Origin of the sequence: Pseudomonas alloputida (assembly GCF_021283545.2) — a bacterium.
In the GTDB taxonomy this organism is placed as follows: domain Bacteria; phylum Pseudomonadota; class Gammaproteobacteria; order Pseudomonadales; family Pseudomonadaceae; genus Aquipseudomonas; species Aquipseudomonas alloputida.
In genome coordinates, this window is sequence record NZ_CP128540.1 from 3,371,497 (window position 1) to 3,386,549 (window position 15,053).

The 15,053-nt window shown below is 62.0% G+C and carries 14 protein-coding genes; 8 read left to right on the forward strand and 6 right to left on the reverse strand.

Annotated features, from left to right (window positions below; genetic code table 11):
• Positions 1-38 precede the first annotated feature (38 nt).
• From LU682_RS15415 to LU682_RS15425, 3 genes are all read right to left on the reverse strand, one after another.
• Complete coding sequence (locus tag LU682_RS15415; RefSeq protein ID WP_014646108.1) at positions 39-1,784, reverse strand: ATP-binding protein; 1,746 nt, start codon at positions 1,782-1,784, stop codon at positions 39-41.
• Positions 1,781-3,037: an SIR2 family protein gene (locus tag LU682_RS15420; protein ID WP_128987718.1), complete on the reverse strand. Its 1,257-nt coding sequence runs from the start codon at positions 3,035-3,037 to the stop codon at positions 1,781-1,783. Before LU682_RS15420 ends, LU682_RS15415 begins: the two co-directional genes overlap by 4 nt.
• A 394-nt stretch (positions 3,038-3,431) precedes the next feature.
• Positions 3,432-4,241 (reverse strand): hypothetical protein, encoded by an 810-nt coding sequence (locus tag LU682_RS15425; RefSeq protein WP_014646110.1) that lies wholly within the window; start codon positions 4,239-4,241, stop codon positions 3,432-3,434.
• Positions 4,242-4,863: 622 nt separating this feature from the next.
• Here LU682_RS15425 and LU682_RS15430 point away from each other — a divergent pair.
• From LU682_RS15430 to LU682_RS15445, 4 genes are all read left to right on the forward strand, one after another.
• The gene (locus LU682_RS15430; protein ID WP_014646111.1) at positions 4,864-5,691 is read left to right on the forward strand and encodes a DUF932 domain-containing protein; all 828 of its coding nucleotides are present in this window, start codon (positions 4,864-4,866) and stop codon (positions 5,689-5,691) included.
• Positions 5,692-5,770: 79 nt separating this feature from the next.
• The gene (locus tag LU682_RS15435; RefSeq protein ID WP_014646112.1) at positions 5,771-7,819 is read left to right on the forward strand and encodes a ParB/RepB/Spo0J family partition protein; all 2,049 of its coding nucleotides are present in this window, start codon (positions 5,771-5,773) and stop codon (positions 7,817-7,819) included.
• Between the two features lie 62 nt (positions 7,820-7,881).
• The gene (locus LU682_RS15440) at positions 7,882-8,091 is read left to right on the forward strand and encodes a hypothetical protein (protein ID WP_014646113.1); all 210 of its coding nucleotides are present in this window, start codon (positions 7,882-7,884) and stop codon (positions 8,089-8,091) included.
• 761 nt (positions 8,092-8,852) lie between these two features.
• Positions 8,853-9,167, forward strand: coding sequence for a DUF736 domain-containing protein (locus LU682_RS15445; RefSeq protein ID WP_014646114.1), 315 nt, complete (start codon positions 8,853-8,855; stop codon positions 9,165-9,167).
• A 71-nt stretch (positions 9,168-9,238) separates the two neighbouring features.
• Here the strand turns inward: LU682_RS15445 and LU682_RS15450 are convergent, their stop codons facing one another.
• From LU682_RS15450 to LU682_RS15460, 3 genes are read right to left on the reverse strand one after another with little or no spacing between them, the layout of a single operon-like run.
• Positions 9,239-10,258 (reverse strand): hypothetical protein, encoded by a 1,020-nt coding sequence (locus LU682_RS15450; protein ID WP_034010234.1) that lies wholly within the window; start codon positions 10,256-10,258, stop codon positions 9,239-9,241.
• The gene (locus LU682_RS15455) at positions 10,255-11,508 is read right to left on the reverse strand and encodes a hypothetical protein (protein WP_034010257.1); all 1,254 of its coding nucleotides are present in this window, start codon (positions 11,506-11,508) and stop codon (positions 10,255-10,257) included. The genes LU682_RS15450 and LU682_RS15455 overlap by 4 nt, the downstream gene beginning before the upstream one ends.
• Positions 11,501-11,776 (reverse strand): helix-turn-helix domain-containing protein, encoded by a 276-nt coding sequence (locus LU682_RS15460; RefSeq protein WP_434091808.1) that lies wholly within the window; start codon positions 11,774-11,776, stop codon positions 11,501-11,503. Before LU682_RS15460 ends, LU682_RS15455 begins: the two co-directional genes overlap by 8 nt.
• 335 nt (positions 11,777-12,111) lie before the next feature.
• Here LU682_RS15460 and LU682_RS15465 point away from each other — a divergent pair, with 335 nt between their 5' ends.
• From LU682_RS15465 to LU682_RS15480, 4 genes are all read left to right on the forward strand, one after another.
• Positions 12,112-12,462: a DUF2958 domain-containing protein gene (locus LU682_RS15465; RefSeq protein WP_034010237.1), complete on the forward strand. Its 351-nt coding sequence runs from the start codon at positions 12,112-12,114 to the stop codon at positions 12,460-12,462.
• Between the two features lie 336 nt (positions 12,463-12,798).
• Positions 12,799-13,596 (forward strand): DUF2285 domain-containing protein, encoded by a 798-nt coding sequence (locus LU682_RS15470; protein WP_014646117.1) that lies wholly within the window; start codon positions 12,799-12,801, stop codon positions 13,594-13,596.
• A gap of 90 nt (positions 13,597-13,686) precedes the next feature.
• Complete coding sequence (locus LU682_RS15475) at positions 13,687-13,956, forward strand: helix-turn-helix transcriptional regulator (RefSeq protein ID WP_431607415.1); 270 nt, start codon at positions 13,687-13,689, stop codon at positions 13,954-13,956.
• A 26-nt stretch (positions 13,957-13,982) separates the two neighbouring features.
• Entirely contained in the window at positions 13,983-14,840 is an 858-nt protein-coding gene (locus LU682_RS15480; protein WP_087948673.1) for a replication initiator protein A, read from the forward strand.
• Positions 14,841-15,053 lie beyond the last annotated feature (213 nt).

A 15,053-nucleotide genomic window follows, 5' to 3' on the forward strand; every position in this document is an offset into this window, starting at 1 on the left:
AGGCTGACGCAGTCTGGCGGGCGCAGCGCGAATAAGAACTACGCCTTCCAGTGGGTTTGGTAGTTGGGGCCGTCAGAAAGAGGTTTCGCGCTCGGCGGGAAGACTTGAATGGTCAACGGAATAGGAAAATCGGCGCCGATGATCGCAGCCTCGCCGGGCTTCAGGTTGGGCAGGAACGACGAAGCGGACCGATCAATTTCGCCGCAGGCGCGTTCGACAACCTCGCGGTCCCGATCATTCGTGAGCCGATGCACCACGAGTGTTCCCATCTGGCTCAGAACACCTTCCGTTATGTCGCGTGGGCGCTGAGTTGACAGACAGATGTTGAGTCCGTACTTCCGGCCCTCTTTGGCGATCAACTCGAATGCGTCCAGGCGGGCGACCGCGTCATCGCCTCCGATATGCCGCCCGAGAAAGTTATGTGCCTCGTCGACGATGATGACAACAGGGCAACTCTTGAATGCGCCATCGCGTGCCATGTTGAGAAGATGCCGTCCGATCACGTTCGCGATGATCTCGCGCGCCTTGAACTCAAAGGCAACGCCGCTCAGGCATATCCGAAGCAACCGATCTTCGTTGGAGACGAAGGACGAGATGCTTTCCGTCAATGCAGGAGCCTTCGACTTGAAGACACAATCGAAGGAAGATGAACTGAGAATGCCGCTAATGCGCGACATCAAGGACAGGCAGTACGAGACCTCGCCTGAGTCGCCACCCCATTTGGTGGTGTCCTTCGACCCCCGGGCCACACCGAATCCGTCCGGGTAGACACACTCCTGCTCGATCTGTGAAACGAGCTTCCACACGTCGAACGCTTGCTGTGGATCGTCGAGCTTCTCCGCAATGCCAGCTTTGGCCTCTTCTGCCAAGATCGGGACTTTGGACTGATCGATCTTTTTGATGATCCCACCAGTCGAAATATGGGGAGCGAGGGTGGCAAGTCGAAGACTGCGGATCGCCGCGCGCAGCTTCGGTCCCTGAACCTTGCCGGCAGGCTCAAACAGCGCGATGAAGTCCGATTCAATAAAAGACGTTTGCGGCAAGGCGCAAGGAGAGGACGACTTCGCAGTGTTGACCGGCGCGCCCAAGTGAAAGTTGGAGACGTGCTTTCCGTCAAACCCGCGATACTCCCCCGTCGCGTCCAAGAGGATAATTTTGGTCTTGTAGCGCAGGCATTCTTCGATGATCCGAGCGGTCGTCCAACTCTTGCCGCCGCCAGTGGCGCCCAGAATCGCGCAGTGTCGGCCGAACAGTTTCTCCGGCTTGACCGACACGTAGCTTTCAGGCGCGACATCGATCGAGCCCAGCTTGAGAAGGACGTGGCTGGCTTCGGCCTCCGCCGCCTCCATGAACTTCGGTAAGTTGGCGATGAAGCTGTGCGGCGCAGCGTAGACGCGGTCGCCCAGGCGAGGATAGGAGTCAACGCCCGCCGAGATTCGAAGTGAGTCCATTGCGATGGAGCCCAGCAGTTGGATCGTCCCGATGCCGTCCAAATCTGGCACCCTGCCATGCGAGGTGTCGATCAGGCGCCTGTCGGCATCTGGCAAATGGATCTCGACCACCCGTCCAAGCAGGAGGTTGATCTGTCCCTCGATCAGGACGAACTCTCCAACTTCACCCTTTCCGTATCGGCCACCCAGAAAGTGGGAACCGCTGGGCGAGCCCGCCTCGTTGAGATTGAACTTCACCACCTGGGCGGAAACGGAGCACAACTGGCCAACATACAACTCCGGTCGGAGCAATCCGCGCGGAAAAGCGTCGGTGACGTCAAGCGCGGTACTCATGTCGGTTTGACCAGCGACTTGATGTCGCGCGTGAGCCGCTGCGCGGGCGTCAGCGATTTGAGGTCCGGAATCATCTCGGCGAACTCGCTGAACGTGGCATTGATCAGCCACACGTCCTCGCCCTGTTTGGCGAGGTTGTAGAGCGCATCCCAGTATCGGTTGTTCTCCTTGCTCCGAGAGGTCAGATCATCCGCCGAGGGATTGACGATGATCAACCGCAAATGCGGATTGGTGCGAACCGCCGCGACAATGGGTTCCGACAAGTGATCATCATTGAAACCGAAGCCCGATACGATGAGGCAAGTATTTGGTTCTCGCAGCGCCGCCAGGTACTGCGAGATCAGTTCCAAGTGCGGTTGGACGTAGGACTGTTGGTATTTACCTTTGGCGGGATAGATCAGACAGGCCGTCTCCGGAGTCGGGTCAGTCTTGATCTCGATATCGCCCGAACTGGATTGATCCCAGTTAACCGAACCATGCAGCTTGTACAGGTGAAACACGCCTTCCAACGGGTTGCCAACCTCATCGCCTGTCGAAGGCCGACGGACGATGTCGTACAGGAAGAACCGCGGATCAAACTGCCGGGGCTGTGTAAATGAGAAGCCGTCGAGCAAAACCAGCCCCTGCTTGCCCGCAGCGCGCTCAAAGCAAAGATCGTAGTTCGTCGTGAACAATTTCATCCGCGAGTCGCGAACGCGGCGTCGAGACAGTCGATGCAGGAAAGTGCGATGGCTCGCCAACTTGGAATCGTCGGCGCCATCGAGAAAGGCGGAACATTCTTTTAAGATCACACCCTTTGAGACGGAGACAAATTTCTCGACCTGCTCGCTTTTTTTGATCTGAAGATATGCATCGCAACGCGAAAGCAAAGCCTCGATGTTCTCCTGTTCAACGGCAGTCTCATAGCCGATCTCAGCAATTACGGCATTAGCCTGTTCGGTCGGCTTCCGCTCATCCTTTCCAGTGTCAGGATTCGAGTTCACGCAGTGATCCCACAACGTCCACATCGAAGGACCGTTGATCTCTCCGAGAGACGTCCCACTTCCTGCAAGGGCGACCACATGCTGCATCTGAAGCGAGGAAAGCAATACCGCTTTCAGTTCTTCGCGTGCAGCAGCGGCTTCAGACAAAATCTGCTGCCTCTTTGCGTCGTCAGCCTCGCCAGTTACATCCGGCCTGAGGGACTTCCAAGCGCCGGATTCCGGACTGAAGAAAAGTTGTTGACCGAAGGTGGTCGGCTGTGACGTCGTCATGTCGTCCCTACAGATGTGTTTGGATTCTTCCGGATGCCCGATCGCCCGGGACCAGCCTTTGGAATAGTAACAAAGCGCTTCGCACATTCTGGCCGACCCGCGGCCCAACATCCACGAAAGCCAAGGCTGTGCGTCCCGGCGCGTTCCGCCGTCGGGTTCGCGGGCCGCGCCACGTGCAGAGTCGCGGCCATCCTGCTTTGATCCTTGGCGCCTCCGGCCCACTCGGGCCTGCGCGTTCCGCTTACCCCCAAAGGCGACTGTGTGAGTATTTCTCCAGCAGACCATGAGATGGGTGTTAATTCCTCACTCGCCAACTTCGTGGCCTACATCGAATGAAGTTGTCGTGTACGTTTCGCCTGTCCTAGCGTTGAGCCCTTAAGGCTGAATCGAGCCGCTACTCGGTTCCGTTGCGCTCACGCTGACGCAGGCGCTTCACGTAGGCCTCGTCCAGCAGCTCGTGCGGGCTCAGATCCAACGCACAGTTCGCCAATGAGGCCAATGTCCGGTCTGTGAGCTTGAACCCCCTCGGCAGTTGGCCGTGGTTCTCCGCGCTGTTTTCCTCGATCGAGGCGAACAGTGCCTTGAAGAAGTCGGCATTGGAGGGACGTGTCGCCGCAGTGGCGGCGGCCGTCAGCGGGTCTGTGGCCGCCATCTCCGCCTTCTCCGCATCCGATGCCAGTTCGCGCATGAAGTCACTCAGCGAGGGCCAATACTTCAAATCAAACTGGCCACGAAGTGCATCCAGCTTCTCTTGGACGTAAGACTGAAACAGGTAGTTGTCCCGGGATGCCGCTTCGATCACTTCGCCAACGTGATAGTGGGTTTCGCTGCTGAAGCCCGAGGTGTCGTGCAGGTCTGAGCGCTGTTCCAGCAGCGCCGCCAACTCGTCTGCCTTCCTCGCGATTTGCCGATTGACGTTGGATAGATCGCTGCGTGCAGCGCGAGCCTCCTGCATCTTCTGTGGATTCCAGAAAGCGGCGGTGCTCAACACGAGGCCAAGAAAGACCTGGAGCGCCGGCGGGTGGGAATGGAGCTTTTCGTGCAATTCATCATAGGCGTCCTTCAACTCGACGCCACGCGCCAGCAGTCGATCCGCGACAGCGTTCTCGCTGGGCAGGATGTGGTGTTCGATGTTGTACTGCCTCCCCTCCAAGAGGAGTTTTTCGCAGGCTTGCTGCGGAATCATGGTTTGAGACGAACTCACGGTCTTGTCCTTGATGTTTTAGACCCTTCACAGCGTATTGAACCCTGCCGGATTTGTCGGTACCCGAGCGACTGTCGATGAACCGACTCTGAGGTACCCACGCAGGTGCAGTCCGGGCGTCCCCGGCCACCTGGGAGATGGCCGGTCGCGCTGTCGTGCGCGTAGCGCATCGAGCCGCCTGCAGCGTCTCGCCCCTGCAGGGCTTCCATCGTTCCCTCGCTCCGCTCGGCTGACGCCTCCGGCCCGGATTCCTCGATCCGGGCCTGCGCGCTTCGCTTGCCGTACGGTCGGCGTGTTGGGGGGCCATTGCCTTGTCCAGCCGTCTCCCCTGACTTCATCACCTTGTCCGCGACTGTAGCCCGCGCCCGTGTGCCGTCAAGGCGCGCAGGGCCGTGTCCTCGGCTGCGCCTGCGGGCCGCACCAACCCTGCGCTTGTTTCCTTGACGGTCCCCCGTCCGCGCGCTCCTGACCGTCGCGGGCGATGAACTCAGGAAAGACGGTGGCAACAGGGCCAACCGGGTTCCTCGTGCCGACCGCACCAAACAGCCGAAAGGCTGGGCTCCGAATCTAGGAATCCGGTGTGCGGTTTGAACAGCAAACCCTTTTCGTCAGGAGAAATGCAATGCAACTCGCATCCCGATTCGCTTCCCGTTCCCCGTCGCTGCGCAGCGACTACCCGCTGTCCGACGATCAAATCCGCAAGGTCGCGCCGTCCATCTTCGCGGACGCCCCGCACGAAAGCCGTTCCGAACGGTACGCCTACATCCCCACCGCCGCCGTGCTGGCAGAACTGCGCAAGGAAGGGTTTGAACCCTTTATGGCAGCGCAAACCCGCGTGCGCCACGACGACCGCCGCGACTACACCAAGCACATGCTGCGCCTGCGCCACGCCAGCCAGATCAACGGCGCGGAAGCCAATGAAATCGTGCTGTTGAACTCGCATGACGGCACGAGCAGCTATCAGATGCTGGCCGGAATGTTCCGGTTCGTGTGCAGCAATGGTCTTGTCTGCGGCGACACGGTGGCGGACGTGCGCGTGCCCCACAAAGGCGACGTGGCCGGTTCCATCATCGAAGGCGCTTACGAAGTGTTGAGAGGCTTCGACCGCGTGCAGGAATCCCGCGATTCCATGCGCGCCATCACCTTGAGCGATGGCGAATCCGAAGTGTTCGCCCGCGCCGCGCTGGCCCTCAAGTACGACGACCCCGACAAGCCCGCGCCCATCACGGAATCGCAAATCCTGATGCCGCGCCGCCACGACGACCGCCGCCCGGACTTGTGGAGCGTGTTCAACCGCACGCAAGAGAACCTGACCCAAGGCGGCCTGCGCGGGCGCAGCGCCAACGGACGCCGCCAGCAAACCCGCCCGGTGCAGGGCATCGACCAAAACATCCGCCTCAACCGTGCGCTTTGGCTGCTGGCCGATGGCATGCGCCAGTTGAAAGCCTGAATCCCCACGCGGCAGGGGCAGGCAGCAGCCCTTGCCGCTTCTCTCGCTGCTGCATCCCTAACCGCAAGGAGTTATCACCATGAACGCCGATACCCAAATCGAAACCCGCGCCATCGAAACCGCCGCGCCGCTGGAAGTGGCCGACCCGACCAAGAACCTGATTTTGGTTCCGCTCTCGCAGTTGCTGCCGCGCCGCTCCAAGCGCAACGCGCGGACGACCTCGCGCATGTCCATCCCCGAACTGGCCGCGAGCATTGCCCGCGTCGGCCCGCTGCAAAACCTCGTCGTCATCCTTGCCGCTGATGGCGAGCATTACGAAGTGGTGGCCGGCGACCGACGCCTGACCGCCTTGAAGCTGCTGGCGAAGAAGAAGCGCATCCCTGCCGACTACGAAGTGGCGTGCCTGCTGGTGCCCGACGCTTCGGCCCGTACCGTCAGCCTCGCGGAAAACCTGCTGCGCGAGCAGATGCACCCGGCCGACCAGTTCGAGGCGTTCGCCGCACTGGTCAAGGAAGGCCGCCCCATCGAAGACATTGCCGCCGACTTCGGCGTGACCCCGCTGGTGGTGCAGCGCCGTCTCAAACTCGCCAACGTCTCGCCGCGCCTGCTGGCCGACTACCGGGCCGGAGCCGTCACGCTGGAACAGTTGATGGCCCTGACCATCACCGACGACCACGCCGCACAGGAAAGCGCGTTCTACGGTGCGCCCGAATGGCAGCGTGGCGCGTCCGCGCTGCGCGAACGCCTGACCGAACGCGAAATCGACGCCACGCATCCGCTGGTGCGCTTCGCCGGGCTGGACGCCTACACGGCGGCGGGCGGCGGCATCCGCCGCGACCTGTTCGCGGAAGGCGATGCCGGAACCTACCTGACCGACGCCGCGCTGCTGGAAACGCTGGTGCGTGGTAAGCTGGATGCGCTGGCCGGGGACGTGCGCGCCGAGGGTTGGGCGTGGGTCGAAGCCGTGCCGCATATGAGCTACGCCGAGCGGCAGGCGTTCCAGAACGCGCCGCGCCAGCGCCGCGAACCGAACGCCCGCGAAGCCCGCCGCATCGCCTCGCTGCAAACCCGCCTCGACAAGATCTACGCCGAACTGGAAGAAGCCTACGACGCCGAGGACGAGGACAAGACCGAAGCGCTGGAACCGCGCCGCGAACAGGTTGCCGGGGAACTGCAAGCCGTGGAGGAAGCCTTGCAGGGCTACGCCCCGGATGTGCGCGCCGTGGCCGGTGCCATCGTCACCCTCGACCGCAGCGGCGAAGCCATGATTCATCGCGGGTTGCTGCGCGAGGCCGAAGCCAAGGCGTTGCGCACGCTGGAACGCTTGCGGCAGGGGTTCGGCAGCGCGGAAAGCGAAGCCGGGAACGACGACGAAGGCGAGGACGCCGAACAGCCCAAGGCCGCGAGCCTGTCCGACCGGCTGGCGCAGCGCTTGAGCGCGCACCGCACCGCCGCGCTGCAAATCGAAGTCGCCCGCCATCCGCAAGTCGCGCTGGCCGCGCTGGTGCATGGCATGGTGCAGAGCGTCTTGCAGGACAACCACTACGGCCACGACTTGCCGCTGGGCGTGAGCCTGAAAGTGCAAGACCGGCTGGAAGGCATGGCCCCCGACTGGCCCGAGTCGCCCGCCGCCGTCGCCCTGCGCGAGTTGCAGCAGGTCGCGGGCGAAGCGCTGCCGCAGGACAGCGCCGAACTGTTCGCCGCGCTGCTGGCGATAGAGCAAGGCGAACTGGTGCGGCTGCTGGCGGTATGTGTGGCGGCGACCGTGGACGTGGTGACGCCTCGCGCCACGGCGCAGCAGCCGGGCGCGGAACTGGCGCAGGCTGTGGGGCTGGACATGGCCGCATGGTGGCAGCCCACCGCAGACGGGTATTTCCAGCATGTGCCGAAGGCCGCGATTCTGGAAGCCGTGGGCGATTTTGCACCGTCGCACGCTGCCCGGCTGACGAAGTTGAAGAAGGCCGACATTGCCAGCGAGGCGGAACGGCTGGCCGATGGTACGGGTTGGATGCCCACCATCTTCAAGGCCGAAGGCCCGGAAGCTGCGCCGGAGGAAACGCAGGCGCAGGACGCCCCGGAGGATGCCGAGGCAATGGCGGATGAACCCGCCGAGGCACTGGCCGCTTGACCCGCGCCGAAGGCAAGCGCCCCGGCCTCGACCGGGGCGCTTCGCTTGAAGGAGAAGCCCCCATGGCCCGCACCACCACCAGCCGCCCGCGCATGGCGGCGATCTATGCGCCCGGCGCAGTACGCGCCCGCCGCTGGCACGGCGAAGGCGACGTGCGCGGCTACCGCCCACCCTCGGGCTGGTCGGCCCGCGCCGACCTCACCGACATTCACCCCATCACGGGCCGCGCCTTGCCGCGTGCCATGTGGTGGATTATCGAAACCAAGGAATAACGAGCCGCACCGGCCCCAAGCCGTTCCGCCTTGGGGCCGGTGGTCGAAAATCCGGGCGCGGCGGTGGCCGCGCCCGGTTCCAGCGTCCAAAGCAAAATCGCCACGTCGCCGCCTTCGACCAGGCGGCGACGTGGCGGACGTGCAAGTGCCTTGCGCGCGGTACGGCGATCGGCGCCCGCTGGCGCGGGCAAGGTTTCGATGGCGCCCCGCCGCAATGGGCGGGGCTTGTGGGGCTACGCCCCGGCTTGCTGCGGCAGGTTGTGCCAAAGCGTGCCGTCCTCGACGCTGGCGGTTCGCGCCTGTACGTCACGAAGGACGGTTCACCGACAAGCCACCCGGCTTCGCTATGGCGCATCCACGCCACGCCTCAACCACGTCGTCGCAATCTGCGGCAAGAAGCGTTCTCGCCTGTCGTTGGGGTGTTGGCCTTGCCAGTGTCAGGGCGCAAGCCGGTGAAGCCGTCACGCGGGGATGCCGAGTCGGCCACGTCTCCATTCGGGAGCGGGCGGCCCGTGCGTCCTTGGCTTGTCGTGAATCCTGGCGGTGGCACGGCTGCGCCTTGGGCTTCATGGCCGCAACCTTCCAGCGAAAACAATTTCCCCTGCGCTGCGCGCATTCCTCGCGGGACAAATTCTTTTCGCTTCCAGGTTCTCCACGGTATTGCGACCGCTGCGCGGTGCGGCCAGCCCATCCCCCGCCGGCCGGATCACAACAAGGACGCACTGGCGCGACCTTGTTCAAACCGAAAGGAGAGAAACATCATGGCTAACATCGGCACCTTCACCGCAGAGAAAGACGGCTTCACCGGCCAGCTCCGCACCCTGACCCTCAACGTCAAGGTCAAGCTGGTTCCCAACGACAAGGGCGACAGCGAGAACGCCCCCGACTTCCACCTTCAGGCGGCCGGCCACGAGATCGGCGCGGCGTGGAAGAAGACCAGTGAGGCCGGGCGCGAGTACCTGTCCGTGAGCATAGACGACCCTTCGTTCCCGGCGACGGTCTATGCCCGCCTGATCGAGAACGAGGACGGCACGCACGACTTGATCTGGTCGCGCAGCAAGCCCAAGGCGGCCTGACGGCCGCCCACCGCGCCCCGCCCATTGCGGCGGGGCGCGGCATCTCTCAGTTCCAATCGCTCGCCTGAGCGCTAGGCGAGCGCAATCTTCCGATCTACGCCGCAAAAATCAGCGATCACCCCAACCACCGCCTGCGCCTGTGAAGGCAGTGCGGATGGCGTGGGAGCTTGGGGAGAGAAGGCTGCGGACTCTAACGCAAGTGCCACATCGAACGCCGCTGACCCCGTTAGGTTTCTGGCGAAGAACTCGGCCAACAGATCGGCTTTGACGTTACTAGCCTGTTGCTGAAGTTCCTGTTGCAGCGTATCAGCGAGACCAGGTTGAGCCGCAACGCCTTCCACTAGTGCTGCCGCCATGCGACCGACCTTCTCCGTGAAAGCCTGCCCTGATACGCCGTAGCGTATTCCACGCTCGATGATCTGACGGCGTTGCTCCTGATCCTCAGCAATGAATTCCCTGAGGATGAAGTCCATCGCGATCATGAAATGCGAGCATGAGGCATAGAAGAGTCTCCATGCCCGATTTCCGGAGGCGATTTGGGCCAGCAAATATTCGATGTCTTCAAGCCAGGCATTGCATCCGTCGAAGTTCAAGGAGTGAAGCAGGCGAGATTTGCTTTCTTCATACCTACCACGCCAGTCACCACTTAATCGACCTAGAGAGCCCGATTCAAGATCCGCAAGGAAATCTTCCTCGGTGATGCGCTCCTTGTGGCTGCGTGCGCTATTGGTTAATCGCGAAAGGAACTTACCATCCAATACCCGGACATTGTGTTGGAGGCCAAACTCGCGAACATCCGGCCTAGAATCCGTTGTCGCGACAATGCACGAGTCAAGACCTAGAACTGACTGTAGGCCCTTTGCCCAAAAAATGCGTTCAAGAGCCTGCGGTGTCTTCTTGTTCTTGATGTCGACGCAGATGCGTTCTCTGCTGAGAGGCGAATTGCGCGCGTATAGCCACAGATCGACATCCGTCACATCGAATCGATGGAATGTAAACTTGATGCCTCTGGCAACATAGTAGCCAATGCTTAGGAAATAATTCCGCAGTGCTTCCTCGGCGACAGAGCCCTTTAGTGGTTGGCTTTTCATCGCTTGAGCCCGCCGGTTCGAATTTCTTGGAGCAGGTTGCGCGCCTTCAGTTTCACTGCCTCTGTGGCATTTTTCCGCTGCACCTCTCGATTCAATTCCGGCGCGACGTATTCAGTGATACGTGCACCAGGAATATGCGAAACGCTCTCGGCCGTTATGTCGCCATCTTCGATTACGGCGAGCGCAAGTCGCCCCACTTCTGGCTTCAGGAGCCTCATGGTGAACATGCCGTTATCAGCAGGCGTCACAGCGACGACGCCTTTCAACTCAAGGGCTTGATAGTCGCTTCCAATGGCGGTGGCGGGACCGACGCTATGGCCTGCGATCAGCTTATTCATGAGTGCCGAGACCATCTGGATACGGCCGCGGTAGTAGCTGCTGACGGTCATCCCGTAGGTGAGCGAGGCTACCAGCGCCTTGGCTAAATCCAGCGCATCGTCCGCAATGGAGTTGCTGAATTTGGAGAATGCAGCCGGACGGGTAACGAAGTGGCTCTTGCCCTGATCATTGCCGACAACGCTGACATCGAACAGACCAATGGAGTGAAGACGTGCGAAAAGATCCTGCCCTAGAATCCTGTTAACCGTCTCCAATGGCAGGCAACCTGTTTCTTGAAGCTTCTGATTAACTTCTGTCAGAAGCGCAGCCTCGGGGGCTTTCAAGGTTGATAGAATTGCATTGACCTTCCGCGCATCATCGCGCCGGAACAGGTTGCCATTGAAAAGCAGTTTCTCTTGAGCCGAGATCGGCTCAGAGTCAAAGAAGCCGATGTTGGTCGCAAGATCCAACGTATCACCGACCTCCTTGCGTGAAAGCTTCAAGTGATCGGAAACGACCTCGGCGATAGCTTTGTCCGTCGTGGGCGTCTCGGAGGCAATCTCTGATACGAAGATTACGGCTTCTTCATGTGCCTCGTGGCTGCTTTCATCGAAAATTCTGGATGTGTGCTCAAGCACACTATGTCCAGTCAAGCCAAGGACTTCCACCCCCCCGTTGCCCGGCAGGATTAGTCTTTGCCGCGCGAGTTCGGCAACGATTGCAGGGAGTTCCGTTTTGGGGCTGATGTGGTTGGCACGTGCGAGTGCCTCTAGGCGTTGTTGCGTGACAACGCTTTGCCTTTCCGCAGAGATTGCGGATAACAACGTGCCACTTTTCCCAGCGAAGGCGATCGAGTCGAAATCTTGGTTCGTTGTTGCTTGAAGTTTTCTTGCGTGGTGCAACAGCCACGCGCCTTGGGTCTTCTTATCCATGAACATCCCGTTGCTCGATAGATAGCAGCTCTTGCTCTACTTGCTTAAGCACACGCCTTACCTTGTCCATGTCGTCGCCTGCATAGGCCAGCGTCAGCAACGTGAGCGGATGCACGTCCATGACCTCGCACAGCTCGGTCAGCTTGTGCATGGTCGGGCTTTTCAAGTCGCGCTCCAACGAACTCATGTAGGTACGGCTGGACACGTCGGAGAACGCTTCCTGGCTCAAGCCACGCGCCTTCCTGACCGTCCGTATGGCCGTCGCCAATGAGTGTTTCGCTGCCGCCAACTTGGTTTCCCCTAGAAAACCAAGATGACAGCCCATTGAACCCAATAGGGCTACAATCTATAGTGTTCATTTCTGCGAAGCAATCCGCTTCGTGTCTTTACGGGAATCCGCATGGACGGGTTCCAACAGAATCGGGGCGCCGCATCTGTGTCTTTCCTGGCCTGCGTAATTCCGCTTCTGCGTTTCCGTGCATGTACGGATTCGATGGCTTGCGCCTTCGTGCTTTCCCGCCAAAGCACGCATCCGCTTCAGCGGTTCCGCGCTTCGTTGGAAAATCGTATCCGTGCATCCTCGGATGCGTGGGGATTCGGGGGATGACCCAGCCGCTTGTCACCACTGAACAGCGAGCGCAACTGCTCGCCGTCGGCGCGTGCCGCGCCGACGGCCGGAGCATCGACCCTATGCCAGTGGTGCGACTGTTCACCCCTGACGCGCACGCCACCTGGCTGCTGGCCGCACTCGATCCGGCCGATGGCGATACGGCCTGGGGGCTGATCGACCTCGGAATAGGCATGCCCGGCCTGGGCCATGTGAAGCTGTCCGATCTGGCGTCCATCGTCGGGCCGCGCAAGCAGCCGGTGATGCGTGATCGCTACTTCCAGCCGGTGCGGCGGCTATCGGAGTACCTGCGGCTGGCCGAAGAAAACGGCTCGATCACCGACTGACCAACCCCCAGCAACAACAGCGCATTCTGACTATTTCAGTCTTACCCAAGACCTGCGCAGTCTGAATCCGCACTCTTGCACCGAAGCGGTGCGTTCTGTTGCAAACAGTCATGATCTTTGGTGCGGGCTGCTGCACGGTGCTCCATGCTGCGCGCCATTTTCGTGGCGGCCCAGCCGTCGCATTCAGACGATTTCCGCAATGCCCTGGAGCGAATCAGTCTTGACACCAGCAGTTACAGCTTATCCCGATTTCGATGACGACTTGATGGCGACTCGATAGCTCCCGCACGGCGGAATCCGTGGCGACGTTCCTGCTGAATGACAGGAGGCTGCGTCATGGCTGACCCGAGCGCCGAACACTGGTATCCGACCGCCGCGTATCTCTACACGCTGCACCTCGACGGCCCCGCGCTGGCGTGGGAATACCTGCGTCGCCACCCCGACTACCGCCGCGACTGGCTGCGCCGGCGCCGCCGGCCAGAGGCCGCCGCGCGCTGGGGATTGCGCCTGCTGGAAGATCCCGCCCTGGATGCGCGCGACGCGCATCCGGCTTGGTTCCCTGACCACGATGCTGTCGTGCAACTCTATCCCGATGCCGACCCGCCACCCGATGCGGTGGCCTTCGCGTTCTGGCGCATTCCCGGCCAGAAACGCCTGGTCCACGATGGCAAGCGCCTGGTGCTGCTGACACGATGGCCGGGCTGCTGCCTGCGGCTGGTGATCGCTCCCGGCTTGGCCGACGGTATGGCCTACGCCTATGCCATTCGCGCCTGCGGCGCATCCTGCGGGCGCTATCAGGCACTGGCGGCTGAGCTGGACAAGCTGGCCATCGCTGGCGACACCTTACCCGCGGGAACGGCACGGCCACGGCCGACACTCGCCACATTGCTGGAGTTGAACACGCTCCAGGCGCTCGACGGCACCCTGGCGGGCGCATCCTTGCGCGAAGTGGCCGAAGGACTGTTCGGTGCCGATGCAGTCGCAGACGACTGGTACGCCGATAGCGCCTTGCGCGCCCGCGTGCGGCGACTGGTGCGCCGGGGCGATGCGCTGATGCGCGGCGGCTACCGCCGCCTTGCACAGCTTCCGCCCGTTGCACAGGGACGCGCTGCATCCCATGCAAAACGTCCCTGAGCAGGAAGCCTTGCTTTCTTGAAAGTGCCTCTATCCGGCTGCGTGGTGTGGCCGGGCTTGATGGAGGTACATCCCATGCGACCCGCTCCCTTGCGGCCTGCCGCCACTGCTGTCGCTGCGCCCGTGCAGCCCCAACGCTACCTGACCAACGACGAAGCCGCCGAATACTTGCGGCTGTCGCCGCGCACGCTGGAGAAACAGCGCGTGATCGGCGGCGGCCCGAAGTTCCGCAAGTTCGGCCGCCGCGTCATGTACGCGGTGGCCGACCTCGATGCCTGGGCCGACCAGCGCAGCTACGAGGCCACGTCCGACCCGGAATATGCCGAGCGTCACGCGGGCGACTACCGTGATGGCCGCTGATCGTCGGCTCGCCGGTGGCCATCGTCATGTCCAGCCCATCGCTGCCGTCGAGGCAGCGATCGCAGCAGCGGGAACAGCTCGACCTGTTCCGCGCGCTGCCGGGCGACGGCATGGCGCCGCGCGACAGCCAGGACTTGATGGCCTTTCCGTTCTTCTCGCTGGCGAAGTCGCGGCGCACGGCGCCGATCGACTTCCGCAGCGGGAACATCACCATCCGCGTGGAAGGCACGGCCGAGCACGGCATCGCCACGATATGGGATGCCGACGTTTTGATTTGGGCGGCCTCGCAGATCGTGGAGGCGCGCGACGCAGGCATTCGCCCGTCGCGCTGGATACACGCCACGCCCTACGAAATCCTGCGCTTCATCGGGCGCGGCACGTCCCTCAACGACTACAAGCGCCTGAAAGCCGCGCTCGACCGGCTGCAATCGACCAGCGTGGCCACGTCCATCCGCGAAACCACCGGGCGGCGCTTGCATCGCTTTTCGTGGGTGAACGAATGGCGCGAGCTGGCCGACGCCAGCGGCACGCCGCTGGGCATCGAACTGATCCTGCCGGACTGGTTCTATGCCGGCGTACTCGACGCCGCCCTGGTACTGACCATCGACCCGGCCTATTTCCGCTTGAAGGGCGGTATCGAACGCTGGCTGTACCGCCTGGTGCGCAAGCACGGCGGGCGGCAGGAACACGGCTGGCAATTCGACTTCCGGCACCTGCACCGGAAGTCCGGCAGCGCGGCGCGCTTCTCGGACTTCGCCTACGACCTGCGCGTGCTGGTCGCGCGGCAGTCGCTGCCCGGCTACGTCCTGGGCATCGAGCCGATGCCGGGCGAAAGGCTGGAACTGCTGACCTTCCGGCCCGTGCCGTTCACGGCACGGGGATAACTGAGGGAAAAGGTGTGGACGGCCTCGTGCTATCAGGAGTACAGGGTATCGTGCTATCGGGAGTACGCCTATCGTGCTATCAGGAGTACGAAAACGCCGCAAAGCCAGTAACGGCGCGGGTTTTCGCCCCCTCTAACTTACCTAACTATAAATCTCTAACTTTTAGTAGAAGCGCGCCGTTTCGGTGGACAACCGCAAAACGGCACGGCCAGG